The organism is Marinobacterium sp. LSUCC0821 (assembly GCF_012848475.1).
Classification (GTDB): Bacteria; Pseudomonadota; Gammaproteobacteria; order Pseudomonadales; family Balneatricaceae; genus Marinobacterium_E.
This window is the reverse complement of sequence record NZ_CP051666.1, coordinates 1,837,031-1,862,070: the sequence shown is the minus strand read 5'-3', so window position 1 is coordinate 1,862,070 and position 25,040 is coordinate 1,837,031. Positions and strand designations below refer to the sequence as shown.

General features: G+C 46.8%; 30 protein-coding genes and 1 tRNA gene. 14 read left to right on the top strand and 17 right to left on the bottom strand.

What is annotated here, in order from left to right:
• Window positions 1-116 precede the first annotated feature (116 nt).
• From HH196_RS09060 to HH196_RS09045, 4 genes are read right to left on the bottom strand one after another with little or no spacing between them, the layout of a single operon-like run.
• Entirely contained in the window at window positions 117-1,445 is a 1,329-nt protein-coding gene (locus HH196_RS09060; protein ID WP_169451801.1) for an MATE family efflux transporter, read from the bottom strand.
• The gene (gene znuB / locus HH196_RS09055; RefSeq protein ID WP_169451800.1) at window positions 1,442-2,230 is read right to left on the bottom strand and encodes a zinc ABC transporter permease subunit ZnuB; all 789 of its coding nucleotides are present in this window, start codon (window positions 2,228-2,230) and stop codon (window positions 1,442-1,444) included. Before znuB ends, HH196_RS09060 begins: the two co-directional genes overlap by 4 nt.
• Window positions 2,223-2,993, bottom strand: a complete 771-nt coding sequence (znuC, locus tag HH196_RS09050) for a zinc ABC transporter ATP-binding protein ZnuC (protein WP_169451799.1) — start codon at window positions 2,991-2,993, stop codon at window positions 2,223-2,225. Before znuC ends, znuB begins: the two co-directional genes overlap by 8 nt.
• The gene (locus HH196_RS09045) at window positions 2,990-3,478 is read right to left on the bottom strand and encodes a Fur family transcriptional regulator (RefSeq protein ID WP_169451798.1); all 489 of its coding nucleotides are present in this window, start codon (window positions 3,476-3,478) and stop codon (window positions 2,990-2,992) included. Before HH196_RS09045 ends, znuC begins: the two co-directional genes overlap by 4 nt.
• Before the next feature lie 64 nt (window positions 3,479-3,542).
• Between HH196_RS09045 and znuA the strand changes: the two genes are divergently transcribed.
• The gene (gene znuA / locus HH196_RS09040; RefSeq protein ID WP_169451797.1) at window positions 3,543-4,451 is read left to right on the top strand and encodes a zinc ABC transporter substrate-binding protein ZnuA; all 909 of its coding nucleotides are present in this window, start codon (window positions 3,543-3,545) and stop codon (window positions 4,449-4,451) included.
• 135 nt (window positions 4,452-4,586) lie between these two features.
• Window positions 4,587-6,038, top strand: a complete 1,452-nt coding sequence (locus HH196_RS09035; RefSeq protein ID WP_169451796.1) for an alkaline phosphatase PhoX — start codon at window positions 4,587-4,589, stop codon at window positions 6,036-6,038.
• Window positions 6,039-6,088: 50 nt separating this feature from the next.
• On the opposite strand, the gene HH196_RS09030 is transcribed toward HH196_RS09035, so the two are convergent.
• The 4 genes from HH196_RS09030 to HH196_RS09015 form a co-directional block, all read right to left on the bottom strand.
• Window positions 6,089-6,619: a DUF3750 domain-containing protein gene (locus HH196_RS09030; protein WP_169451795.1), complete on the bottom strand. Its 531-nt coding sequence runs from the start codon at window positions 6,617-6,619 to the stop codon at window positions 6,089-6,091.
• Between the two features lie 62 nt (window positions 6,620-6,681).
• Window positions 6,682-7,743, bottom strand: a complete 1,062-nt coding sequence (locus HH196_RS09025; protein ID WP_169451794.1) for a mechanosensitive ion channel family protein — start codon at window positions 7,741-7,743, stop codon at window positions 6,682-6,684.
• Between the two features lie 263 nt (window positions 7,744-8,006).
• Window positions 8,007-8,219, bottom strand: coding sequence for a heavy-metal-associated domain-containing protein (locus HH196_RS09020; RefSeq protein WP_169451793.1), 213 nt, complete (start codon window positions 8,217-8,219; stop codon window positions 8,007-8,009).
• 55 nt (window positions 8,220-8,274) lie between these two features.
• The gene (locus tag HH196_RS09015; protein ID WP_169451792.1) at window positions 8,275-8,721 is read right to left on the bottom strand and encodes a cytochrome c; all 447 of its coding nucleotides are present in this window, start codon (window positions 8,719-8,721) and stop codon (window positions 8,275-8,277) included.
• A gap of 200 nt (window positions 8,722-8,921) precedes the next feature.
• Between HH196_RS09015 and HH196_RS09010 the strand changes: the two genes are divergently transcribed.
• Together HH196_RS09010 and HH196_RS09005 are read left to right on the top strand one after the other, a co-directional pair.
• The gene (locus HH196_RS09010; RefSeq protein ID WP_371807839.1) at window positions 8,922-9,239 is read left to right on the top strand and encodes a DMT family protein; all 318 of its coding nucleotides are present in this window, start codon (window positions 8,922-8,924) and stop codon (window positions 9,237-9,239) included.
• Window positions 9,240-9,268: 29 nt separating this feature from the next.
• A complete protein-coding gene (locus HH196_RS09005) occupies window positions 9,269-10,054 on the top strand; it encodes a glucosaminidase domain-containing protein (RefSeq protein ID WP_169451790.1) in 786 nt (261 codons plus the stop codon).
• A 10-nt stretch (window positions 10,055-10,064) separates the two neighbouring features.
• On the opposite strand, the gene HH196_RS09000 is transcribed toward HH196_RS09005, so the two are convergent.
• Together HH196_RS09000 and HH196_RS08995 are read right to left on the bottom strand one after the other, a co-directional pair.
• The gene (locus tag HH196_RS09000) at window positions 10,065-10,655 is read right to left on the bottom strand and encodes a transglycosylase SLT domain-containing protein (RefSeq protein WP_169451789.1); all 591 of its coding nucleotides are present in this window, start codon (window positions 10,653-10,655) and stop codon (window positions 10,065-10,067) included.
• 117 nt (window positions 10,656-10,772) lie between these two features.
• Window positions 10,773-11,348, bottom strand: coding sequence for a hypothetical protein (locus HH196_RS08995; RefSeq protein ID WP_211160779.1), 576 nt, complete (start codon window positions 11,346-11,348; stop codon window positions 10,773-10,775).
• Window positions 11,349-11,871: 523 nt separating this feature from the next.
• Between HH196_RS08995 and HH196_RS08990 the strand changes: the two genes are divergently transcribed.
• A complete protein-coding gene (locus HH196_RS08990) occupies window positions 11,872-13,101 on the top strand; it encodes an APC family permease (RefSeq protein WP_169451787.1) in 1,230 nt (409 codons plus the stop codon).
• Between the two features lie 241 nt (window positions 13,102-13,342).
• On the opposite strand, the gene HH196_RS08985 is transcribed toward HH196_RS08990, so the two are convergent.
• From HH196_RS08985 to HH196_RS08960, 6 genes are all read right to left on the bottom strand, one after another.
• Window positions 13,343-13,879: a GNAT family N-acetyltransferase gene (locus tag HH196_RS08985; protein WP_169451786.1), complete on the bottom strand. Its 537-nt coding sequence runs from the start codon at window positions 13,877-13,879 to the stop codon at window positions 13,343-13,345.
• An 81-nt stretch (window positions 13,880-13,960) separates the two neighbouring features.
• The gene (locus HH196_RS08980; protein WP_169451785.1) at window positions 13,961-14,647 is read right to left on the bottom strand and encodes an SOS response-associated peptidase; all 687 of its coding nucleotides are present in this window, start codon (window positions 14,645-14,647) and stop codon (window positions 13,961-13,963) included.
• A 490-nt stretch (window positions 14,648-15,137) separates the two neighbouring features.
• A tRNA-Phe gene (locus tag HH196_RS08975) sits at window positions 15,138-15,213 on the bottom strand.
• Between the two features lie 64 nt (window positions 15,214-15,277).
• A complete protein-coding gene (locus tag HH196_RS08970) occupies window positions 15,278-15,550 on the bottom strand; it encodes an oxidative damage protection protein (RefSeq protein ID WP_169451784.1) in 273 nt (90 codons plus the stop codon).
• Between the two features lie 10 nt (window positions 15,551-15,560).
• A complete protein-coding gene (gene mutY, locus HH196_RS08965; protein ID WP_169451783.1) occupies window positions 15,561-16,604 on the bottom strand; it encodes an A/G-specific adenine glycosylase in 1,044 nt (347 codons plus the stop codon).
• A gap of 14 nt (window positions 16,605-16,618) precedes the next feature.
• Window positions 16,619-18,430 carry an AsmA family protein gene (locus tag HH196_RS08960; RefSeq protein WP_169451782.1) on the bottom strand — a complete coding sequence of 604 codons (1,812 nt, stop codon included), beginning with the start codon at window positions 18,428-18,430 and terminating at the stop codon, window positions 16,619-16,621.
• 172 nt (window positions 18,431-18,602) lie between these two features.
• Here HH196_RS08960 and hisB point away from each other — a divergent pair, with 172 nt between their 5' ends.
• Genes hisB through cysZ form a run of 9 tightly spaced genes read left to right on the top strand, consistent with a single transcriptional unit; the run spans window position 18,603 to window position 23,765 of the window.
• Window positions 18,603-19,196 (top strand): imidazoleglycerol-phosphate dehydratase HisB, encoded by a 594-nt coding sequence (gene hisB / locus HH196_RS08955; RefSeq protein WP_169451781.1) that lies wholly within the window; start codon window positions 18,603-18,605, stop codon window positions 19,194-19,196.
• A 3-nt stretch (window positions 19,197-19,199) separates the two neighbouring features.
• Complete coding sequence (gene hisH / locus HH196_RS08950; protein WP_169451780.1) at window positions 19,200-19,850, top strand: imidazole glycerol phosphate synthase subunit HisH; 651 nt, start codon at window positions 19,200-19,202, stop codon at window positions 19,848-19,850.
• 33 nt (window positions 19,851-19,883) lie between these two features.
• Window positions 19,884-20,624: a 1-(5-phosphoribosyl)-5-[(5-phosphoribosylamino)methylideneamino]imidazole-4-carboxamide isomerase gene (gene hisA, locus HH196_RS08945; protein ID WP_169451779.1), complete on the top strand. Its 741-nt coding sequence runs from the start codon at window positions 19,884-19,886 to the stop codon at window positions 20,622-20,624.
• Between the two features lie 10 nt (window positions 20,625-20,634).
• Window positions 20,635-21,408 (top strand): imidazole glycerol phosphate synthase subunit HisF, encoded by a 774-nt coding sequence (hisF, locus tag HH196_RS08940; RefSeq protein WP_169451778.1) that lies wholly within the window; start codon window positions 20,635-20,637, stop codon window positions 21,406-21,408.
• Between the two features lie 33 nt (window positions 21,409-21,441).
• Complete coding sequence (locus HH196_RS08935; protein WP_169451777.1) at window positions 21,442-22,044, top strand: YjaG family protein; 603 nt, start codon at window positions 21,442-21,444, stop codon at window positions 22,042-22,044.
• Complete coding sequence (locus HH196_RS08930) at window positions 22,044-22,319, top strand: hypothetical protein (protein WP_169451776.1); 276 nt, start codon at window positions 22,044-22,046, stop codon at window positions 22,317-22,319. Before HH196_RS08935 ends, HH196_RS08930 begins: the two co-directional genes overlap by 1 nt.
• Window positions 22,316-22,741 carry a hypothetical protein gene (locus HH196_RS08925; protein ID WP_169451775.1) on the top strand — a complete coding sequence of 142 codons (426 nt, stop codon included), beginning with the start codon at window positions 22,316-22,318 and terminating at the stop codon, window positions 22,739-22,741. The genes HH196_RS08930 and HH196_RS08925 overlap by 4 nt, the downstream gene beginning before the upstream one ends.
• A gap of 17 nt (window positions 22,742-22,758) precedes the next feature.
• The gene (locus tag HH196_RS08920; protein ID WP_169451774.1) at window positions 22,759-22,989 is read left to right on the top strand and encodes a hypothetical protein; all 231 of its coding nucleotides are present in this window, start codon (window positions 22,759-22,761) and stop codon (window positions 22,987-22,989) included.
• Entirely contained in the window at window positions 22,989-23,765 is a 777-nt protein-coding gene (gene cysZ / locus HH196_RS08915) for a sulfate transporter CysZ (protein WP_211160778.1), read from the top strand. The genes HH196_RS08920 and cysZ overlap by 1 nt, the downstream gene beginning before the upstream one ends.
• Here the strand turns inward: cysZ and phoR are convergent.
• The gene (gene phoR / locus HH196_RS08910) at window positions 23,734-25,038 is read right to left on the bottom strand and encodes a phosphate regulon sensor histidine kinase PhoR (protein WP_169451772.1); all 1,305 of its coding nucleotides are present in this window, start codon (window positions 25,036-25,038) and stop codon (window positions 23,734-23,736) included. The genes cysZ and phoR overlap by 32 nt on opposite strands.
• Window positions 25,039-25,040: the final 2 nt, after the last annotated feature.

Below are 25,040 nucleotides of genomic sequence, written 5' to 3'. Positions count from 1 at the left end.
CTAAATTACTTCTCAATAACAAAAATATCGGGGCTTTCTTTCTTCGAGAGCAGGTCACTCCTACGAAAGCACCCTGTACGAGGGACCTGCCCCAAAGGGGAAGGCCCCGACCGGTCTTAGGCTCTAAACCAAACCCCATCACGATCAAATCGTTTAAAGATCACAAACCCCGTTGCTGCTCGTGCAACAAAGGCTGCTAGAAAGGCGATCCAAAGCCCGGTGTTCCCCAGGTCAGTAGTGAACCACCATACCGGAAGGAAGGTGACGAACACGGTAATCAACATGATCTTGAGCATCGCTTTGGACTGGGTTGTCCCGACTAAAATGCCATCTTGAAGGTAGCTCCATACAGCAATTAACGGCAGTAGCCAGATAAACGGAAGGTACTCATCAGCAACTGCCAGTACCGATTCGATATCGGTCATCAGTCTCAAAATCTGTTGGCCGCCAATCACGAAAATGAGAGATAGAAGCAGGGAAAATACGATTGACCATCGGGTACATGCCTTCACCGCTTCGTAAAACTTATCGCGTTGCCCTGCACCTGCGTAGCGTCCACAAACAGCTTCTGCGGCGTGTGCAAAGCCATCTAGCGCATGGGAGATCAGCATTAAGAAATTCAGAAGCAGCGCGTTAGCCGATAGTGTATCGGTCCCAAGTCGAGCGCCCTGTGCAGTAAAGAAAGCGAACATAAAAAGCAGTGAGGCCGTGCGAACAAATAGGTACTTATTAACCTGAAAGAGATCCGAATAACCTTTGAGATGAGTCAGTGCTTCTCGATTCAGATCTCCTTCGAGCTGTTTAACCATTCGTAACGCTAGATAAAGGCCTAGGATAGAGCCCGAGTACTCGGCGCAGATAGTCGCTGCTGCAACCCCACCAGCTCCCCAGCCAAAACCCATCACGAAGATAAGATCTAAAACTAAGTTAATGAGGTTGATAACTGTCAGCAGTATCAAAGGAACGCGGGTGTTTTGGTTTCCCACAAACCAGCCAATGAGAACATAGTTGAACAGGGCAGCAGGTGCGCCAAAGATACGAATATCGGAATACTCTCTGGCGGTGCTGTGGACGCTCGCTTCCGGTCCCATCCAATTAAGGCCTAGGGTCAGCAATGGCTGTTGCAGTAACCACATCCCGAGTCCAAGTATTAAAGCGAGAACTCCGGCTTGTGCAAACAGGGTTTTGTTTTGAGCATCGTTATCGCGGCCATAGGCTTTAGCCACTAAGCCCGTTGTGCCCATGCGCAGAAATCCAAATGCCCAATAGATCGTTGTGAATAGCATCGCGCCGACTGCAACGGCCCCTAAGTGTTTAGGGTCATCAAGGTGGCCAACAACTGCGCTATCAACTAATCCCACTAGTGGCACGGTGATGTTTGATAGCAGCATCGGCCAGGCAAGTGCCCAGACTTGCCGATTCATTGATGTGGCTGAGGGGCTCATCTTGAAGCTTTAGGCGCTAGGAAGATAAGTAAGAATATTGATAGTGCACATACCACGACAGATGGCCCTGCAGGGGTATCTATAAACCATGATAGTGAAATACCACCCACCACTGCCAGCGAACCTAATAGACTTGCCGCAAGTGCCATCTGCTCTGGTGTATTGGCAATACGACGTGCCGCTGCTGCAGGCATAATCATCAAAGAGGTGATCAGTAGCACACCCACCAGCTTCATAGCGCCAGCGATTACCATCGCGATCAGAAGCATCAACGCCAAGCGATAACGAGCGACTGGAAGCCCTTCAACTTGCGCCAACTCTTCATTGATGGTGATAGCCAAAAGCGGCCGCCAAAGCAGATAGATAGCGGCTAAAACTAAAGCGCCGCCTAGTAATATCCATATGAGATCATCAGGTGTAATCGCCAGTAGGTCACCAAAGAGGTAGGCTTGTAGATCAACCCGAACGTTATCCAGAAGTGATACAGCGACTAAGCCAACCGAGAGAGAGCTGTGCGCCATAATGCCCAGTAACGTATCAGTGGCAACCCAATGCTGGCGCTGCATCGCAACTAAAACCAAAGCTAAAAGAACACAGCAGAGAATCACAGCGAGACTGAGGTTGATGTCTAGCAGAATGCCTAACGAGATACCCATAAGTGCTGAGTGGGCTAAGGTATCGCCAAAATAGGCCATGCGACGCCAAACAACAAAAGCCCCCAATGGACCGGAGACCAGTGCCACAGCCACCCCAGCGATTAACGCATAGATTAGAAAATCAGCCATGGTGATGATCTCCACAACACGCACCTTCAACCACATCGCCATGCATATCGTGACTATGGTTATGGTGGTGGTTATACAGCGCCAAGGTAGCAGCGTGCGATGCGCCAAACAGTTCAATGTAGGCCGGATCCATGCTGACCGCCTCTGGGTGTCCAGTACAGCAGACATGCGTATTTAAACAGATGACATGGTCTGTTGAGGCCATTACCAAGTGGAGATCGTGAGAGATCATTAGGACACCACAACGGCGCTTCTTACGAATCTCCGTGATGAGTCGATAAAGCTCAGTTTGTCCATTGATATCAACGCCTTGCACAGGTTCATCAAGCACTAGAAGATCCGGATTTCTGAGCAGCGCTCGCGCCAAAAGAGTGCGCTGCATCTCCCCGCCGGAAAGGTCATGAATAGAGTAGTCCAGCAAGTGCGGAGCCCCAACATCGGCAAGTGCCTCTTTAATCGAAGAGATAGAGGGCTGAAAGGGAATTTCCAAAAAACGACGCACTGTTAAAGGCAGGGTTCGGTCGATTTGAATCTTCTGTGGCATGTAGCCAATTTTGATATTGGGCTTTAACCAAACTTTTCCGTCGCTGGGTTTAACCAGGCCTAGCAAAATTTTAACGAGGGTCGATTTTCCAGCGCCATTAGGCCCGATGAGTGTTGTGATACAGTCATTGTGCAGCGGCAAAGTGACATTGTGCAGTATCTCTTTATTACCCACCCGAAATGTGACGTTCTCTAGACGAGCTAGATCTGGATGGCTCATGCTTCTAACTCCTGGCACTGCTGACAAAGTCCGACCAGTTCGACAGTCTCATCCTGAATGGCAAATCCAATACGTTTTGCGACTGATTCAAATGCGCTATTAAGCTCAGATGTATCAAGCTCTGCTGCTGTTTTACATACTTTACAGATCATAAAGCCACTCGGGTGCGGATGATCGGGATTGGTACAACCGATAAAGGCGTTCATAGAAGCAATACGGTGAATGAGCCCTAGCTCTTGAAGAAAATCCAATGCGCGGTAGATGGTAGGTGGCGCTGAGTTAAAACCCGCTTCAGCAAGACTGGGGAGTAGCTCATACGCACCAAGCGGTTTGTGGCTTTGCCAAACTAAGCGCAGCACTAACTCACGGATAGGCGTTAACCGTTGTCCACGCGCTTTACATAGCTGCTTAGCGCTCTTTAAAGCAGAGCTTATACAGTGCTGATGATTGTGTTGGCTGTTGAATGCGTTAATCGCTTCGAGCATAATGCGCCTCCAGTAAGTGTTATATTATAACAGTGCATTAATCCTCTTTGATAGGTTGTTGTGAATGAAACTCTCTCTACCAATTGCTCTGGTTTTTTCTGCTCTACTCTCATCAGCCGCCAGCGCTGCCACTGTGATGGGCAGTATTAAACCGATCTCCCTAATAGCAGCCGATCTACTGCAGGGAGTTGCAGAGGTAGATACCTTATTACCGGAGGGTGCATCCCCGCACGACTATGCACTTCGCCCTTCAGATCGCCGTCGTATAGCAGAAGCTGATCTATTAATTTGGGTGGGACCGCAAACTGAGCCCTATTTAGAGAAGATTATTGCGGCTTCAGATATCGACGCGTTGGCCTGGCAAGAAGAGGGGGAGGAGCATGCTGACGAACCTCAGGGTGGACATGAACCTGGCCAAGATCAGTCACAGCCTCATAAAGAGGACCAGCATGACGATCACGAAGCGATGCACCCCTGGTTAAGTCCCGAAAGTGCAGAGCATTTTGCTGAACAAATTACAGAGTTATTGGTTTCTAAATATCCAGAAGATGCTGATAAAATCGAAGAAAACCTTGCTAAGTTTCTTGAAAGTGTCGAATTGTTAAACAATGAGTCCGAGGCGAAGCTAGCGGACAAGAAAACCATAGGGTTTTTCGTTTTCCACGATGCTTATCAAGGCTTGGTTAGCCACTTTGGATTAAACCAGGTCGGTTACTTCACCTTAGACCCATCTCGTAAACCGGGTGCAAAACACCTCAGCGAACTTCGTTCTCAATTAGAAGAGAATAAGATCAGCTGTGTATTTGTAGAGCCTCAATTTAGCCCAGCAGTAATTGAAGCAATTACCCGTGGTTTGAACATCAATGAAGGTAAGTTAGATCCGCTAGCATCAGGTATAAACGTTCAAGCGGGTGGCTATGTGGCCTTCATCGCAGGATTGGTTGATCAGTTTGATAGCTGCTTGGCTCCCTAATATTTAGGTAAGTCAGCAGATCACAAAAGTGAAACAGAGCTTTAATTATTTCTTCGTTTTACCGTAACGGAGTTGTAACTAATCACGTCTTAAATTCTCCATAACAGACAACATTAATGGCTAATGGAGAAAACCATGAAATCTGTTCGTTATTCACTTCTAGCTCTTGCTGTAGCAAGCGCAACTGCAAACGCTGTTGAAATTCACCGTTACGCAACTGTGCCGCTTGGTGCAGAAGTAACTGGTATGGCGATGGTTAAAGATGATCTATTCTTTAACGTGCAGCACCCAGAGATCGATAACAAGACGATTAATCTTGCTACTGTAGGCTACGTTGCTAACGCAGATTTCAGCCAGAAACTTGAACTACCTCAGGGCTTGGCAAAAGAGACTGTAACTGTTGCTGGTGGTAACTACGGAATCATCGGTCAGTCAGGTGTGAATGGTCTAGGCCTACTTAAGCGTAAAGATGGCTCACAGTACGAAGCTTCTGATGATCCAGACTTCAACGGTTTCATCCCAACAAATGATGCTCAAACTGAAGGCTACCTATTCACTAACTGGGAAAACACACCGGGTGGTATGAGCCGCATGTTCATCAAGCGTGAAGGTAACGCTTGGGTCGCTAAGAAAGTTGAGATGCTAGATTTCACGTCTGTGGGTGGTACTTGGATCAACTGTGCAGGTTCTGTAAGCCCATGGGGAACACCAATTTCATCTGAAGAGCTTTACTGGGATAACACTGCAGACTGGTTTAACCCTAAGGCTGAAGAGTGGGATGGCGTTGCTTCCTACAATAAATATGCAGGTACTCAGACTAACCCATACCGTGTAGGTTGGAACGTTGAGATCACTGATCCAAAAGGCAAAGCAACACCTCGTAAGTTGACCACACTTGGTCGTTTCTCTCACGAAAACGTTTCTGTAATGAATGATCAGAAAACGGTTTACCAGTCTGATGATGGCACCAATACCGTATTCTTTAAGTTTGTTGCTGACAAAGCTGCAGACCTAACTGCAGGTACGCTTTACGCTGCTAAAGCTTCAACCAACAAAGATGAATCACTGAATATTGAGTGGGTTAAACTGGCTCATGGTACAAAAGCTCAGATCGATACTTGGGTAGCTGAGTACGATAAGGGTGGTTTCATTTCTGATGAAGAGATCGCAGATTGGGCTGCAGGTAATGCAAAAGATGATCGCGTAGCCTTCCTCGAGTCTCGTAAAGCAGCTGCAGCTAAAGGTGCATCAAACGAATTCCGTAAGATGGAAGTCGTGCGCGCAGATGCTGCAGGCAAAAATCTCTACATGGCTATGTCTGAAGTTGCTAAAGGTATGAGCGATGGTAAAGGCGACGTCCAGGTTACCGAGAACAAATGTGGCATCGTTTACCACATGGGTCTAGATGCTAACTTCAACGTATCTAAGATGACCCCTTGGGTTGTTGGAAAGCCAGAAGGAAAAGTGTGTTCTACGGAAGGTATCTCAAACCCTGACAACCTATGGCCTCTTGGTAACGGTGTTGTGCTGATTGGTGAAGATACATCTAAACATGAGAACAACATGATCTGGGTTGCTCGCGACTAAGATCGGTTCTAAGCATGAAACCGGGCCAAGGTTACTTGAGCCCGGTTTTTTTATTTGCTTGCGTAACCAGAACCAAACGCTTTGAAAGGCAACTCCAGCCCAAGCTCTGGTACCTCTTTGGCTATCCACGCAGGGAAGGTATTGCTGTTAGGTCCTGGGACTAAACGGTACTCATCCGCCCAAGGGTAGCGTTTAGCGGCTGCATCAATTTTTGGAATGAGCCTCTCTGCTGCTTCACCGCGAATATCGAGTAGTACCTCAGGCTTCGAGTTGTACCAGTAGCGATCTGGAATGTCGTCAGCAATCTTGAGGGCTGGCAGCCCGCGGCTTGTTCGCCAGCCAACCACGTCATAGACAGTATAACTGTCAGCTCCTTTTGCTTTAGCCGATATCCAAGTGTGCACAGCAAAGTAGCCCCTAAAACCAAATAGATCAGCAGCATAAGCTTGAATGACAGCATCAGAATGCTCATTTGGCAGAGGCGCAATACCAGCCGAGTCTCGTTTAGCGGTGCGCCAATCGTTAGTTGAGCAGCCCGATAAAACAATCGCAGTCAGGATAATTAGAGTTAACCTTTTCATTGTGTGATTCCTAGAGCATATAACTCGTTTACGCTGCGATAGTTTGGATAGATTTGTGGGCTCTATTTTTGTTCCGGTAGAGACTTGATGTAGACGTCCTGTTTGGAATACGGGATCTCAATATGATTGGCATTAAAGCTGTTATAGATCGCAGTATTTAATGCATCTACAACTCGTCCACGAATCTCGGGGTCGTCGATCCATACCAGTAGTTCAAGATCTAGACTTGAAGCGCCAAACACTCTAAATCTAATGCGTGGCTCTGGATCTATACAGATCTGAGACTCCTGCTCAGCAACTTCTAGCAGTAGTGCTTTGACCTGCTCAAGATCAGAACCATAAGCGACGGATACAGGAACTCTGACACGAGATTTAACATGTCGCCCACTCGATTCGTTAATGATTTTTCCGTTCGCAATGATCGCGTTCGGGATATTAATCTCTAGATCATCGCGAGTGAGTAGTCGAGTAGATCGCAAACCAATATGGGTCACTTTGCCGCGTTCGCCAGTATCAATAACGATGTAATCACCAATTTTGTAGGGCGAGTCTGCCAAGATAAAGACACCTGAAAGCAAGTTTGCCAGGGTGTCTTTTGCGGCGAAACCAACTGCAATACCCACGATACCTGCTGAGGCTAACCAGGCTGTCATATCTATGTGCCACACCAAAAAGATGAGGTAGACAGCTAATAGGACGTTAATAACAGCCGCGAGATTTTCAAGCAATGGCAGTGTATGAGGGCGAATAATTCCCTCTTCAGGGCTCTGAGAGCTAATGTTCTTTAATAGAAACTGAGATGCCCTGTAGATGTACTGTCCCCACAAAATAACCGCTAAGGTAAGAACGACAGAGTTCAGTGTGCTTTTGAGCCCATCTGGCGTAAAGGTCAGAAGCTGACCGATTCCGATCATACCTATTGAATAGACGGCAGGAAGTCGCGCAATTCGAACTAGGTGGGATGTCTTGAAGCGAGTCTGTTTAGCACTCCAGTGAGAGGGGAGAGCAGCAAACAGAAACCAGATAAACAACATTCCGCAGATACTGGCAATTAAAACACCGCTAATATCTATGATCAGTTGATTCTCGTAGTAGAACGTAGAGATTGTCGAAATATCTGGCATGGTTAGGGCTCTATAGTGATGAGTCTGATTCTTATGCAGTATACGACAATATTAAAGTTCGTCTCCGATTGGTTCGAAAATCTTACGCTTTACGCCAAGGCTTGCCCTGACATTTATCTCGGTTTGGACAACTAGCGGTACAGCCGCGACATGGCAGTGGGCGGTTATCTGTTGATTGGGTATTTGTAGACATCGTAACTCCTCATTTTTGTGGAGTTACGAATTTTTTCGGTCTTTAGGTCAGGAGAATAAATACTCAATTCTTAGTTAGATACCAGGGTTCCTTCGTATCCTGCATCCTTTAGGGTTGCTAGGACTGAATCTAAAGCAACGCTTGTCTCAAATGCCGCCGTTTTGGAAGCTAGCTCGATATTGATATTCGATACTCCCGCAATGCCCTCTAGTGCTTCTTGAATGGAAGATACACAGCCGCCGCAGTTCATATCTTCAATATGTAGTCTGTAATTAGTGCTCATCTTTAATTCCTCTATTTGTTCTTAGACATTTCAGGTCTCGCTGAGATGCCATGGACTAATTCGCAGGTTCCCTGGCAACTTCAGCAGGCCAAGTTGATTTGATATACGCAAGTACCCTAAGAATCTGCTCATCTGAAAGCTTATCTTTGAATGCAGGCATACGAGATTTGTAATCAGCGCCAGCGATCGCCTGAATGCCGTGTTTTGTAAGTTTGAAAAGCAGAGCTTCGTCATGATGCCAAGTGTGACCAGTTTGATCATGGGGTGGGGCAGGTAGATAACCTTCAGCATCCCGAATCTTCCAATTGGCCTGCCCTTCAAGATTGACCCCGTGACAGCTTGCACACTCGGCAAGGTAGATCTTTTTCCCTTCAGCAACAGCCTTCGGATCTAGGTAAGGAAACATAGTTGGGTTGCTGGCCGAATAGAAGTTGAAGTAGATCGCTATGCCAGTTAAGGCAATTAAAGCTGTGCCAACTAAGATGTTCTTCAAATTACGCATGCTCTTTCGTAAAGGACTCAATTAAGTGCCTACTATAAACCTAGGTGTAGCTCACAGGTCAAAGGGTAATTCTACATTTCGTATTCGAAGTGAATTTTTATTGCGAGTTATTTCAGCTTGGATGCATACTCGCCGCAAATGGATAGATGCTCATGTTGAGGTGATAAGTGAATCCAATAATCGTCAGCATAGGATTACTGTTGTGCAGTAATGTCTTTATGACATTTGCTTGGTATGCCCACCTTAAAGAGCTGAATCACAAGCCCTGGATTATTGCAGCTCTGGTCAGTTGGGGGATCGCGCTATTTGAATACCTTCTACAGGTCCCAGCAAATAGAATTGGCTACACAGCAATGAATGTCGGCCAACTCAAAATCCTACAAGAGGTAATTACCCTCACTGTGTTTGTTCCATTCGCTGTTATCTACCTGAAAGAGCCCCTAAAACTCGACTACCTTTGGGCAGGACTATGCCTATTAGGCGCAGTATTCTTTATTTTTCGATCGAAGTTTATGTAAGCCATCAGAAAATACTTTAAAATCCGCGCATGATTAAACGTTCGATTTTTGCTGTGACCCTCAGTGCAGCGACTATTTTCTACAATGTATCGATAGTAGATCCAGGTGCCGCTGAAACCGATCGCAAAGCGCTTGAGACTTTGATTGAGTCGCCGCGCCCATCGCTTAAGCCAAACACTACGCTGACCGAACCTAAGCAACAGTTCGCAAGATTAATCATGGATTACGCCGAGCATGAAAATGAACGTCTATCGCTAGCGCGTGCTTTTATCCCAAGAATTGTAGAGCGCCAAGAAGAGCAGAAAGAGATCGATCCAGCTTTGGATCTACTGCTAAAACACTTCGAAATCGATCCTGCACTCCCGCTCGAAGAGATAGAGGAGAAGCTCTACCTTCGCGTGGACGGACTTTCGCCAGCGCTAGTCGCAACTCAAGCCGCTATCGAATCGGGCTGGGGTAAGTCACGCTTTGCTGTTCAAGGTAACAACTACTTTGGGATTCAGTGCTATTCAGAGGGGTGTGGCATTAAGCCCAAGTCGAGTTCAAACCCATCACTAGAGGTGAGAAGTTTTGACACCATTGGTGATGCTGTTGCTGAGTATTACCAAAACATTAATACCCACAGCGCATACCTACCATTACGAGAGCAGCGCTTGTCGATACGAAACAGTAATCGTCCGCTTTTAACTGTCGATCTTATTCCCACACTAGGTAGCTATTCTGAAATTGGTGATGAGTATCTACAGATACTGACTTCAGTATTTAACTCCAGCCATATTCAGGGCGCGCTTCAGTCTAAAGCAGAGCAGGGGTAGGGCATAACTGCTACCACCAAGTGTTGTCTAACTTCTCTTTACACTCTTTAAGTTGGGCGCCGTAGTTTCTGGCATTGGCATCAACCTTTTTCGCAACCCCCATTAGCCAGGCTTTCTTCTCGTAGGTTTTACGTTTCCAGCCACCATGCCCTTCGTGATATGCCAGGTATTGGTTATACGCATCCCACTTTGAAATTCCCAAGCTCTTTTGAGAAATGTCGGTGTACCAACCCATAAAGTCGACCGCATCCCCATAGTCTTCGCGGCTCGCCATCCAGTTACCGGTCTTATCCTTGTACCATTTCCAAGTACCATCCTTGACCTGTGCATACCCATAAGCGGAAGAGACACGCCACCACATAGGAATGCCAAGGAAAGTATCAAGCGGAGGTGCAGCATCGTGCCTAAAACTAGACTCCTGCCGCATGATCGCCAACTGAACCTGCATAGGAAGACCCCACTTCTTCTCAGTCTTAAGCGACGCCTTAAACCAATCCGGCTTCTCACGAAAGATGCTGCAAGCGTTCTCGACACTGCGGGGCGGAGATGTGGCACAGCCTGAGATAATGGCAGAGATCAGAATTAAGGGAATGAATCGCATGAGTACCTCTTCAACGTTGATTAAGTTTCTATGTTGAAGGGATTCGAGTCAAATGGGTGGAAGTGCGAGGGGGATAAAAGGGTTTCGTTTATGGTAGAGGCTCGCGGTACGCCTTGCTTAGATAAGCTTTCTAAGCCCCATGATTATGTGTCTTCTTAAAAGTATCACCAGACCCAAGACCAGAATAGTACCTACTATGTCTCCTGATAGGTAACGGAATGAAAGCAGTGACAGTCCGGATTGTTCGTGAATTACACTTCGAATCAATGAGTTTATCAGGCCTTGCATGACAGCTAATGCCAAAACTATCCGTATCAAGCTTAAGTTGTAATCCATATCCAAGCGAAGCGAAGCTAGCGTTCTATTATTCGTCATATAGTTCAGCAGCATGAGTGGGATTATCAAGGCAATCACAGATTCAAATGAGGATATAACGCTGTAGTTGAGTGTATGTCCAAGCACTAAATCTGAAATAAGCTGTGAAAGAAAGACAGGAATAATTGCAGCTGGACCCGTAAGCGCTAACAAAATTGTTTTTACACCGTGGGGAAGAAATACAAAACTTACGATTGAACTGCTCGCGAGATCAATGAATAGAGACTCAATCGGAAACATGACTTGGTATTGAATTAGGAAGGCTGCCAATAGCAGCATTGTCTGTACTACCATCAGTGGTAACGAAACTATAGACAAAGACAACTCACTAAAATAGCTAGGGTTCAACTTACAGAAGTATCCTTCTTTACAGACACAGATAGCAAGTTAATTAACCCATGAGCTAGCTTTTAAAAGTTTTAAAGTGGCTCAAAAGTTGCCCTGTTGACGGCAAAATTGAGCCATTTGCATGCCCAAAACTCTCATTTATTATGGACCAAAAAGGCGGGAGACCGTCACCCGGATCATCTTCCAAGTCGATGAGCCACCAAGACAGCCCTTGAAAGTCTAGAAGCTCCTCACAGATCTCGTAGTACCGTGTAATTCGTTCAGTTGGAAACATAGAACAAATCCATGACAACAGTTCGCTATAAACGAGTTTATATGTTAATTACTAAGAAATTATCGCACATGCTGATGTGTACTCTAGGTGTCAGAGTTCCTATACATTAACTTGTCCGTACTTCCGTGTACGTCAAAAATAAGCTTGTTAAGCTATTTATATTTATAGAATTGCGTGTGGGAACATACTTCACTTGCAATCCAAGACTTATGAGGCTTCATGTCATCAATTCAGCCAACTCAACTAGCTCGCAGAATTACTCTTCCGCTATTAGTACTTTATGGTCTTGGCGTGACGATTGGTGCCGGTATATACGTACTGATAGGCCTGACTATAGAAGAAGCGGGGATATATGCGCCAACAGCCTTTATTGTATCTGCTATTGTGATGGGCTTTACCGCTGCAAGCTTTATAGAGCTTTCTGGTCGTTATCCACATAGTGCAGCTGAGGCTATCTATGTGGAGAAGAGTTTTGGCTGGTCTTGGCTGACGATATTAACAGGTGGATCAATTTCAGTGGCTGCGATTGTAGCGGCTGCTGCAATTTCAGTCGGAAGCGCGGGTTATATTCAGCATCTGATTGATCTACCAGAACCACTAATTGTCTCAGCTCTAATTCTTCTGATGGGCTTGCTGGCCGTTTATGGCATTTTAGAATCAGTTGTATTTGCGGGTATCTTAACAGCAATTGAATTGTCCGGCTTATTAGCGATTATTGGGATTGGGCTATGGGTACACCCGGAAGTATTGGAGCAATTACCAGACGTTATTCCGAGCTTTAATGATAATTCCGCGATGATCGCCATATTTTCTACGGTATTAATCGCATTTTTTGCCTTTATAGGCTTTGATGATGTGGTCAATTTGGTAGAAGAGGTTCGTAATCCCACCAAAGTGATGCCGATCGGGATAGTCGTTACATTAGTAGTTGTAACAGTACTTTATTTCTTAGTGGTCGCTATAGCTGTACTAGTTATTCCAAATCAAGAATTAATTGAGAGTAAGGCGCCTATCAGCTTGATGTTCAACAAACTGACAGGCCTACCGTCCTTTGTGATTACCTTGGTAGCTATAGTGGCAACGCTTAATGGTGTGGTGATTCAAATTATTACCGGTGCACGTGTACTTTATGGAATGGCGCATCAAGGCCGAGCACCCACTTTTTTGGGTAGGGTTAGTCCCAAAACTCAAACTCCAATTGCTGCAACGCTGTTGATTACAGTACTGACCCTAATATCGGCGCTTTTCTTCCCGATCGATACATTAGCCACCCTCACAACGCAATTGATACTCTTTGTCTTTACGCTGGTAAATTTAGGGTTGGTGATCATTAAATTAAGAGGGGAAAAAGCAAAGTTAGGAACGATCCAAGTATCGCTTGTTTTCCCTATATTAGGATTTCTAAGCTGTTTATTTTTGTTAATAGGTGGCTGGTTACATTCACCTTAAAAAAACCTAAGGAAATTGCGAATTAGTCCCCATTTTCTGTACGTTCGTGTACGTCAAAACCTGTTCTGTGTAGAGGCTTGTATGTAAAGGTTCTTGGATAAGAATTTGAGAACTAGGTGTATGGTCGTGTAGGTAATTCAGGAGGACTAGTTTTGGTTTATGTACCAGTAACAATGAGGGGCTGTTACCGGCACAAAGGCGACTTCCAATAAATCTCGTGGGTATTTAGGCTCTGTGAAACCTACCAAATCTCTGGGTTACGAAATGGAGCAACGCAACTAGGGACCTCTTGGGAAGTGGGTATTTCAGAATCTGAGAGCGGCAGCGCTAGCCATCCGATAGGCATAGATAACTTGTAGGGAGCTGGAAGCCGAGTCTCTTCGACAGCCCGAAATCCCACCTTGGAATAAAAGCTGGGATCACCATAAGTGACCAAAAATGATTCATGTCGATCTGATAGTTTACTGATGGCATGCCTAAGGAGTTGTTGACCAATACCTTCACCCTGCCTGCTCGGTGTCACCGCCAAAGGTGAAAGGAGCCAACCCACCAAGTCATCTGAATAGGTTAATTGCGTGAAAAGTACAGCTGCCAATATAGATTCATCTTCTTTAGCGCAGAAGCAAATGACTTTTTCATCCACAGGAAGACTCAAGAGTTGCTCAACCAAATCAGCTACCACTTTACCTTCAGTCTCGCCTTCAGATGCAGTAAACGTCTCGTTAAAAAGAGAAATCACCTGTCTGAAGCAAGTTTTTTCAAAATCTACATACATCATTATTAAGATCCAAAACTCATAAAATTCTAAAAATAATACGTTATCAGAGTCTGCTTTGGGTCGTGAACCGCCGTTCAACAGTCAGCTGGATACTACAATCTCTTGTCTACCGTTCAGGACACTAGGAGCCTCTTTTAGCCGACTATTATTAATTGAAGGATCTATTGCTCTAATGAGCATATTTTGCGGTAGAGGAGCTTTCAGGAGCTCTCGTAGATCCTTTAAATCAGCTCTCTCTTCTAACCAAGCATTTGCCTGTTCCGAATCCAGCAACAAGGGCTGACGAGAGTGGAATGCTTTAAAGTCCTTACAAGCGTTTGTAGTTACCATCGCACATGTATCTAGAACAATCTCGCCATCAGTCCATTGAGACCATACCCCTGCTGCAACCATACAATCGTGTTCATACTTAACTAGATAAGGCTGTCTGATAGCCCCCTCCTTACGCCATTCAATAAACGACGTCATTGGGATTATGATGCGGTGATGCCTAAAGCTACCCTGGAATGCTTTGCTTTTATCTAGAGTCTCAGCACGCGCATTAAACATAGAGTACTGTGTAGTTATCTCCTTAGCCCAAACAGGCGTTAACCACCATCTCATAGGTCTTAAAGCTCTAATACCTTCCTCTTCAGATACGACTGGTATCTGTTCGGTTGGAGCCAAGTTAAAGAAGCTAGGGATGTTAGTGCGACCAAACGAAACACGCAGGTCATCCATCAGAGCCTGGGTATCGTCATTATCTTCTAGGTTGTATCTACCGCACATCTAATCTCTCCATCTAGTTATTTGAATATACCGGATAGGAGTCATTGAGCAATTGATTAGACAGTTATTAGAGATTTAGGGTGCGCAATATTGAGCACTTAAGGGTATGCAGAATTGCGCACTTAGCTCCAAAAAATTTTAGGGCTGTCTATGTTTTGCGCACATAGTTTCCTATGAGTGCAGAGGAGTAGGGCAGGATAAAGTCTTCAGAAGTCTAAGAATGACCTCTAAAAACCAATCTTAAAAACGGTATTATTTACGGTATCAGAAACAAAAAAGCCACGTAATCATTTGATTTACATGGCTTAATTAAAATGGGATGGTGCCTCGAGGCTAGGAATGCTCGGGCTTTCCTGCCCTCGGCTCTTCGAGCCCGTCCTTTGGACGTCCAAAATTGTTCCATACAATTTTGTCGAACCACCGGTCGGCGGCCTCATCCGCCAAACGGCACATACAAAAAAGCCGCACTGATTAGCGCGGCTATTTTGTATGGTGCCTCGAGGCGGAATCGAACCACCGACACGAGGATTTTCAATCCTCTGCTCTACCAACTGAGCTATCGAGGCAACTCATTGGAGGCGCGTATTAAACCGAGTTTGGGTTTGGGTGTCAACAGCCTCCAGTGAAAAATTATGCTTTTGGTGCTACGTAGCCTTCGGCTTGTGCGTAATCTTCACCGTCGAGGAACTTTTTCATCTCTTCTTGAAGGAATTTGCGGCTTGCGGCATCCATCATATTGAGGTGTTTTTCGTTAATTAGCATGGTCTGGTGGTTAGTCCACTCTTCCCAGGCTTTTTTAGAGACGTTGTCGAAAATCTCTTGGCCAAGTGGGCCTGGGTATGGGGCGCGCTCTAGGCCCTCTAGTTCCTCTTTGAATTTACGACAGAATACGGTGCGTGACATAGCTATCTCCCTATAGTGCGGATCCGAGGGTATTTAAAAGTGCCTTTACCGGAGCCGCCAATCCAATCTCTTGTGGTTGCTCGGTGTTATACCAGAGTGTGGCGCGTGCTTCCATTACGTGGCTGAGATCTAATTGGTTTTTCTCGACTATCACGGGTGTTATGTCGAGGTGATAGTGCGAGAAGGTGTGCCTGAATGGCGCAAGGACTTGTGCCTTTGAGCTATCAAACTGCCATTCTGGTTCTAGGTCTCGTAAATCTGGTGTTTCTGGGAATGACCAGAGGCCGCCCCAAATGCCTGTGGGTGGGCGTTGCTGTAGTAGGAAGCTATCCCCATCCCGAATAACAAGCATGTGTGTCTGTTTAACGGGCTGTGTTTTTTTAGGACGAGGGGTTGGTAGTTCGGTGACTCTATCCTCTGCATAGGCTTTGCAGCTCTCAACGAGAGGGCACTGGCTGCATTTAGGTTTTGAGCGTGTGCATAGGGTCGCTCCCAGATCCATCATCGCTTGGGTGTAGTCCCCATTTCTTGATGTTGGGGTGAGTGATTCGGCAGCAAGCCAAAGCTGATTTTGTACCGAGGTCGAGCCTGTCCACCCTTCGATAGCTAGGTAGCGTGCCAACACTCGTTTTACGTTGCCATCGAGTATGGCTGCCTGGGTGCCAAATGCGATTGAGCTGATTGCTGCAGCGGTTGAACGGCCTACTCCAGGAAGTTGCTCTAGGAGTTGAGGGTCTTGAGGAAACTGGCCATTAAATTCGCGAACCACCATCTGTGCCGCTTTATGAAGATTGCGCGCGCGAGCGTAGTAACCTAGGCCTGTCCAGTGATGGAGAACTTCATCGATTGGCGCTTCTGCTAGCGAATTTACGGTCGGAAAGCGCGCCATAAAGCGTTGGTAATAGGGGATCACTGCTGCAACTTGAGTCTGCTGCAGCATGATCTCCGATATCCAGGTGTTGTATGCGCTCTTCTCTTGTTGCCAGGGAAGATGCTTGCGACCGTGTTGGTCAAACCAACTAAGTACGGTCGCAGCGAATTGCTTTTCGGACATTCAATCTCGGCTAATTATTTGCCGAACAGCCCCTTCAGCTTGTCACCCAGTTGATCTTTTAGGGTGTCTTGAAGTTTCTCTGTTGCTTGCTGTTCGAGCTCGGCTTTTTTCTTGTCGATCCCGGCTTGGACTTTTTTGCCCGCCGCCTTTTTGATCAACTCTCCTACGAAACGTGTATCAAGTTTGCAGAGTTTAACAGGGTCTGTGTCAAAGTTACCCTTACAATCCACAGGGATACGCGTACCGCGAAGTGCTGGATTAATGCCACAGCTCTTTTTGAAAAGATCTTCGGTGATTGTGAGGCCTAGATTGTAATCGAAGGCCTGTTTTGGAATATCGATGATTCCTTTGGCATCCAAATTAGCCGCATCGACTGAAGCATTTAGTGCAGAGTTGCTTACGACACCGTTTTTGATTGTGTAGTCACTATTGAGTCCTGCTATTGGCGTGGTCATATCAACCTGATCTGGGTTGTAGCCAAGGGCTGTAATGTTCTCAATTTTCTGACACAACTGTTGCGCCATATCGATCCCTTTAATCACCCCCTCTTCAGCATTGATGTTGACGCTACCGTTGAGGCCATTTACAAAGTCGTAGAGCGATACCCCCGAAGTAGTTAGATCAGCTGTCAGGTTTATATTCGCAGAGAGCGCTGGATCTTCCATTGCTAATGCCATGAGTTGCTCTGCTTTGATGTTCGTGAGCTTAGGCGAGAAGCTCATCACAGGGGTATTTTTGCGCCCATCCACTTTGGCTGTTGAGGTCAGCGCTCCGCCAAATGCTTTTGCATCCAGTTTTGAAACCGTGAGTACACCCCCTTTTGTGGTGGCATTCAGGGTGATGTCGGTGATCTCTTGAGACTGCACGATCACTTTATCAAAGCTCAATGCGATATCAGCATCGATGGCACCTATAGGTAGCGGCGGCAGAATAGGATCCTTCGACCAGCCTTTTGAGCTTGGCATTGCTGAGCCGGATTGTCCTTTAGCTGCTGCTTCAGAATTAACCAGGTACTTGTCTACGTTAAGAATATCGCCCTGCAGATTCAGAGATACTTGAGGTTTGACCAGATTGTAGAGGCCACGGCCTTGCAGGGTAGTCTCATCCAGCTTGAGTGTTAGGTCACTCACTTGAAGCGTCTGCGCCTCTAAGTTGAGTGTCAGCTTAGTATTCATATCAATTGGGATGTTAAGACTCTCTTTGCCATCTGCTGAAACAGATAGGCGTGTCTTAAATTGAATTGGTACTGCCTTGCCAAGCTCTAACTGACTTACGATCAGATTGAGCTCGTTTAGCTGAACGGTTTGGTTAGCGGCTTGATCTACATAAGCAATTTTCGCGTTACGAAGCTCAACTCCAGCGATTGCCAGTGCCATCGTTGGAGTATCAACGGTCTCAGTATCGGAGCGCTCTTGGGTGTTTTTAGACTTAGCTTTTTGGCCATTATCCCAGTTGGTCATCCCCTTTTTGTCGGATACCAAGTTGAGGGTTAGGCCATCTACCAAAACGCGATCAACTTCAACTGAACCACTCAGGAGTGATGGGATATTAAGCGCTGCACTCGCTGAGGTCAGTTTTGCCAGCTCGGGTTGGTTAGGGTATCGAACACTAATTTCAGCAACATCGATCGCCAGCCAAGGGTAGATCGACCAGCCAATATCGCCGTTGATTTTCAGTTCAATACCAGCCTCTTCTTTAGCTTGTTGTTCTATTTGAGAACGGTATTCGTTGGGATCAAATAGATAGGTCATGTAGGCCGCGAGACCTGCAATAGCGATAACAAAAAGAGCAACGATGCCGGCTAAAACTTTGACGAGCGCTTTCATAAAAACTCCAAAAATAGGATGACTCACTAAAGTGTAGTTCAAACTTCAAAAAAACCTAGCGAGATGTGCTTAAGTTTTCTCGTTGTGTGCGCCATAAAATCACGCTTCTTGTTCGCAGGATCCGCAGCTTCACGGTATACTTGCGCTTTGCGCATCAGTAGCGGAGTTAGGAATGACCGAACGCACAGCAAACGTATCACGTGATACGTTGGAAACTCAGATCAGCGTTGCGATCAATTTAGATGGTACCGGTGAATTTAAAGCGGACACAGGCGTACCGTTTTTAGAGCACATGATGGACCAGATTTCACGTCACGGCCTTATCGATATCGACGTGAAAGCGAAGGGTGATCTACACATTGATGATCACCACACAGTGGAAGATATAGGTATCACTCTTGGCCAGGCTTTCAAGCAGGCAGTGGGTGATAAGAAGGGTATTCGTCGTTATGGCCATGCCTATGTGCCACTCGATGAGGCTCTTTCACGCGTTGTTATCGACTTCTCTGGCCGTCCGGGTTTGGAGATGCATGTTGATTTCGTGCGCGGTTCAATCGGCAAATTCGATGTCGATCTATTCGGTGAGTTCTTCCACGGTTTTGTGAACCACGCGGGCGTAACGCTGCACATCGACAATCTTCGCGGTAAGAATGCGCACCACCAGGCTGAGACAATCTTCAAAGCATTTGGCCGTGCACTTCGTATGGCGCTGGAAGTTGATGAGCGTGCTGCTGGCATGATGCCATCGACCAAAGGGTGTCTATAAGTTATGAGCACAATTGCCGTTATCGACTACGGTATGGGAAACCTTCACTCGGTTGCTAAGGCACTCGAGTTGGTTTCCAACGATGGCACTGAAGTGATTCTGACAGCAGACCCAGTCAAAGTGCGCAATGCTGATCGTGTGTTGTTACCAGGTGTTGGCGCTATTCGTGACTGTATGGCTGAGATGCGTCGCCTTGGTGTGGACAAAGAGGTTCACGAAGCGATTGAGTCTGGCAAGCCATTCCTCGGTATCTGTGTTGGCTATCAAGCGCTTACCAACTTCTCTGAGGAGAATGACGGTGTTGAGTGTCTCGGTGAGTTTGACGGTCGTGTGAACTTTTTTGGTAAAGACCTAAAGGACGCCGACGGTGAAAAACTGAAAGTGCCGCACATGGGTTGGAACCAAGTTAAGCAGACGATGGATCACCCTCTATGGGCAGGTATCGAAGATGATACGCGCTTCTATTTCGTTCACAGCTACCACGTACACTTGGCGGACAAAACGCTAGTGGCAGGCACCTGTGAATACGGTGTGCCATTTGATGTTGCGCTGGCTAAAGATAATGTCTTTGCAACGCAGTTCCACCCAGAGAAGAGCTCTAAAGCGGGCCTTGCTCTACTTAAGAATTTTGTTAACTGGAACGGGCAGCCTTAATCCCGTTTAACGCTCCAAAGGAAATTGATTTCGATGCTGATTATCCCTGCGATTGATCTTAAAGATGGTAAGTGTGTGCGCCTTCGCCAAGGCCGTATGGACGACTCGACTGTATTCTCTGATGACCCAGTCGATATGGCGGCTAAGTGGGTGGATGCTGGTTGCCGTCGCCTTCACTTGGTTGACCTCAATGGCGCATTCGCGGGTGAGCCAGTCAATGGTGAGATTGTTCGTGAAATCGCTAAAGCCTACCCAAATCTGCCCATTCAGATCGGTGGTGGTATCCGCTCTGCAGAGACGATTGAAGCCTACCTTAATGCAGGTGTTAGCTATGTCATCATCGGTACTAAAGCGGTTAAAGAGCCACAGTTTGTCACTGATATGTGTAAAGCCTTTCCGGGCAATATCATTGTTGGCCTAGATGCACAGGATGGTCGAGTTGCGATTGATGGTTGGGCAGAGGTGACTGATGTAATGGCGGTTGATCTTGCGAAGCGTTTCCGCGATGACGGCGTCTCTTCAATCGTCTACACCGACATTGCACGTGACGGCATGATGCAGGGCGTGAATGTGGAAGCGACAGTCGACCTTGCAGTGCAGGGCGGCATTCCAGTGATCGCCTCTGGCGGAGTAACGAACATAGATGATATTCGTGCACTGGCTGAAGTGGCAGATCAGGGCATTCTTGGTGCTATCACCGGCCGTGCTATCTACGAAGGCACACTCGATGTTGCAGAAGCACAGACTCTTAGCGATTCGCTAACGGGTAACTGAGGATTATTGAATGGCTCTGGCTAAGCGAATTATTCCTTGTCTTGATGTAGAGAACGGGCGCGTTGTTAAAGGCGTGAAGTTCCTCGATATCCGTGATGCAGGTGACCCAGTTGAAGTGGCCCGTCGTTACGATGAGCAGGGTGCAGATGAGATAACCTTCTTAGATATAACAGCAAGCCATGAGGGCCGCGACACAATGGTGCATACCGTTGAGCGCATGGCCTCGCAGGTTTTCATTCCACTGACTGTAGGTGGTGGTGTGCGTACCTGTGAAGATATTCGTACGCTACTTAATGCTGGCGCTGACAAGGTCTCAATTAATACTGCTGCCGTATTCAATCCAGAGTTTGTGAAAGAGGCAGCCGATCGTTTTGGTAGCCAATGTATCGTTGTAGCGATTGATGCTAAACGTGTCTCAGCACCTGATGAAGAGGGTCGCTGGGAGATCTTCACTCACGGTGGTCGTAAGCCAACAGGTTTAGATGCTGTCGAGTGGGCGAAAAAGATGGAAGAGCTTGGTGCAGGTGAGATTCTTCTTACCTCAATGGACCAAGATGGCGTTAAAAATGGCTATGACTTGGGTGTTACACGCGCTGTTTCAGAAGCGGTCAACATTCCAGTGATTGCCTCAGGTGGCGTGGGTAATCTAGATCACCTAGTTGAAGGTTGTATCGAGGGTAAAGCAGATGCTGTTTTAGCCGCATCGATCTTCCACTTTAATGAATACACTGTGCCAGAAGCGAAAGCCTACATGCGTGAGCGTGGCATAGAAGTACGTCTTTAAACCTCAACTACGAACGAGCAAGAGAGCGAAGCGATGCTAGACCCCAACGAGCTAGAAAACGAAATCCGTGACTTAGAGCCCTGGCAACAGGTCGCTTTCTGTGCGGCCCTCACTGAGCGAATGTTCCTAAACTTTGCTCTCTTTGCCCGCTTAATCGACTTCGGTGATCTGAAGAAGATGCGAACAGTCCTAGATGGTGTGTGGGATGAGCTGGCTCTAACCGGCAGCAAGATGAACTACGAAGTTCAAATCGATCATGTTGAAGATAACATTGTCGATCTGGATGAGTACGACATGTTTGGTGCCATTCCAGCGCGTGATGCGATGCTGGCGCTCTTTGCTACATTGGTGTGTAAGATCGAGAAAGAGCCAGGTGAGGCGGTAGCTGTCTCTAACCTGTCATACGAAACTATCTCGGCCTACATCGAGTTTGCTGAAGCGAATGATCAGATGTCGGATGAAGAGGTTGTGCGTCTCATCAATACCCACGACCTGACGCAAGACGAAGATGCTTTCCAAGAAGAGGTGCTAGAGCTCATCAAGGGCGCTAAGCAATCGCCAAGCACAATCAAAGCGCTGCGCGAACTGGGCAAAAACCAGGGCATCTCTAACATCGGTATCAGCGACGACGATTAATGCTGCGCATCGGTCTCCTTCTTCTCTGCATTCCGGCTGTCGCATTGATGGCCGGTTTTATGATGGAGCAGAGTGATATTCAAGCCTGCTTGGCTAGCGGTGGTTCCTGGAACTACCAAGAGTCGCTCTGTGATCTAGAAGCAAAACACCCATTTATACCCTTTATGGTGCGCTACCCAATATTGGTCAATGGCGGCATGTTGTTGAGTGTTGTCGGCCTATTCATGACAATTATCGGCTTATACAAGCCATCAAGAGTTAACAGAACAGAATGAAAAAGTTGATTTGGGGCTCTATCTTCGCTGCGGTTGTTGCTTTCTTTATCTGGGCACAGGTGTCTGGTGACCAGTGGTTAGCAGATTTCAATGCTGAACGTACCGCAGCGGCCACTGCCTTCTACGAAAAGGGGTTAGAGCAGGGCAAAGTGCAAAACCAGCAGGCTTGTATGGATGACGCGGTAAAGCAGATCGCCCAGGACCTAGAGGCAACAACAGCGATCGATGCAGGTCATTACCTAAGAGGGTGCTGGAGTGCAGCGACTGCCTCAGAGGGATTTTGTGCAGACGTACCCGCCTATAACGAAGAGGCGACCAATGATGAGAAAGAGTGGGCGCGCTTCGCTTGTTACGATTTGAATGCACGCAGTGATGGCTGTCGTCTGCTGATGCGCCAGAAGCAGCTATTCTGTAAACAATAATTAGAAGGGGGATCCTAATGAATCAACTACTCGCAACGATTGAACCATTCCTGTTCTGGGTTGGCCTTGCCGTGTTTGCAACCTCGTTAGTTATGTATGGCAAACGGACAGGTGAGTGGAGCGCAATCGTTCGATTCTGGGAACCGCTGATTAACTACTCAGCGACTGAGTTCAAAATTAATCGCAGTGGTCTTAGCTTGATGATCCTAGCGGTTGTGATTCGTGTCTATTTGAACTTCTTCGCTTAATGAGAGTGAATAATCCTCTATCCGGCCCCGCCTATCTAGCGCGAGGCCTGAAAATGCTTGCTGAGCCTGGCTTGCGAGCGTTTGTACTTGTTCCGCTTTTAATTAACACCTTTATCTTCGCCTTCGCCATCTTTGCTCTAGTCAGTAACTTTTCGGCTTGGGTCGATGCCCTAATTAAATTATGGCTACCGGATTGGGGGTGGTTGGAGTACCTAGTATTTCTACTTTGGCCTCTCTTTGCGGTGCTTTTAGTGCTTTTGGTCTATTACGGATTTTCAGTAATAGCCAACATCATTGCAGCGCCTTTTAACGGCATCTTGGCTGAGCGAGTAGAGCAGCGTGCGCGTGGTGCGATACTCAGTGAACCTCCAAGTTTATGGCGCATGGTGCCACGCGCTATCGTGCGTGAGTTGGCAAAATTGGCCTACTTTATCCCGCGTCTCGTGCTTCTTTTTATCATAGGGTTTATTCCGCTGATTAACCTAGTTACTCCGGTGCTATGGTTTATCTTTTCAGCCTGGATGATGGCGATTCAGTACATCGACTATCCGATGGATAACAACGGTGTGAGTTTCAAGCAGATGAAGGGTCTGTTAGGCCAGCGTCGTTGGTCTGCGCTGGGGTTTGGATCGGTTGTTCAGTTGGGAATGCTAGTGCCGCTTTTAAATCTCATCCTTATGCCAGCGGCCGTTATTGGCGCGACCCTGTTTTGGGTGGAGGAGTATGAGCCAGAGATGGCTGGGCTTAAGCTTCAGAAAGATTGCTGTTCTGAGTAACACGCTCTGCTGGGAAGATGCAGCTGAAACGGCTGCCCTCACCAAGTTTACTTGAAACCCCCAGTTTCGAGTTATGTCTTACAAGAACATGCTTAACGATCGCCAATCCAAGCCCTGTACCACCGTTATCTCTAGAACGCCCCTCATCAACGCGGTAGAAACGCTCAGTAATACGCGGAATGTGCTCTGCTGCAATTCCCACACCTGAATCAGTGACGGAGAAGAGGACCCCTTTATCCACTGTTTCCAGTTTAACTTCGATTGAGCCATGCGCTGGAGTGTAGCGCACCGCATTGAAGACGAGGTTTGAGAGTGCGCTGCGTAACTCACCTTCATTACCTAAGATATCAAATCCATCGTCCATTGAGAGGGATATCTGGTGTTGATTATCACCAGAGACCTCGCGCGCCTCATCTGCAATCGACTTAAGCATTTGATGCACGTGAATCGGCTGGCGGCTTCTATTCTCAGCACTGGTCTCGAGACGGGATAGCGTAAGTAGATCGGAGATGAGTGCGACCATGCGATTACTCTGTGACTGCATAGATTGAATCGCACGTTTTACTGGCAGAGCAAGCTCCTGATCCTGCAGCGTTTCTAGATAACCGTGAATAACTGTAATTGGCGTTCTTAGCTCATGAGATGCGTTAGCTAGGAAGGTGTGACGCATCTGCTCGAACTTTTCGTTCTCTGTAATATCGCGGGCAACAAGTACTCTGTCGCCAGCACCAAACGGATGTACCCTGAACTCTAAAATGCGCTGATGAGTGCCCGATTCGCTCTTAAATGAGCCCTTCTCGTCGCTATTTTCGTAGAAATTAAGAAATTCAGGATCAGAAAAAATCTCTGGAACAGTTTTGTGCTTCTGCTCGATCGTGAGTTCTAAGGACTCTTCAGCCGAGTTATTCCACCACTCAATCGTGCCATCTTTATTGATGATTACGATGGCATCTTCCATCGCTGCAGTTGCCGCTTGAAACTGGTCTATATCCTCGTGTATCTCGTCAAACTCAGCCTCTGTTTGATCACGATAGTGTTTGAATGCGGTACTCAGTTTTTGGAACTCAAACAACGAAGTTGGCTCTTCGGAGTTGAAGCCACGATCGCTCCAAGCAACGAGCTTTGCGATTAATAGGATGTATGTGATTGCCCAGATAGTGAGGGAAGCCAGAGTCGAAATGGCAAGATCTAGCTCAAAGATAAAACCGATCAATACACCTAAGAGTAAGAAACTCAGTAAAGTGAACAGTTGGCGTATGATCGATCTTGTCACTA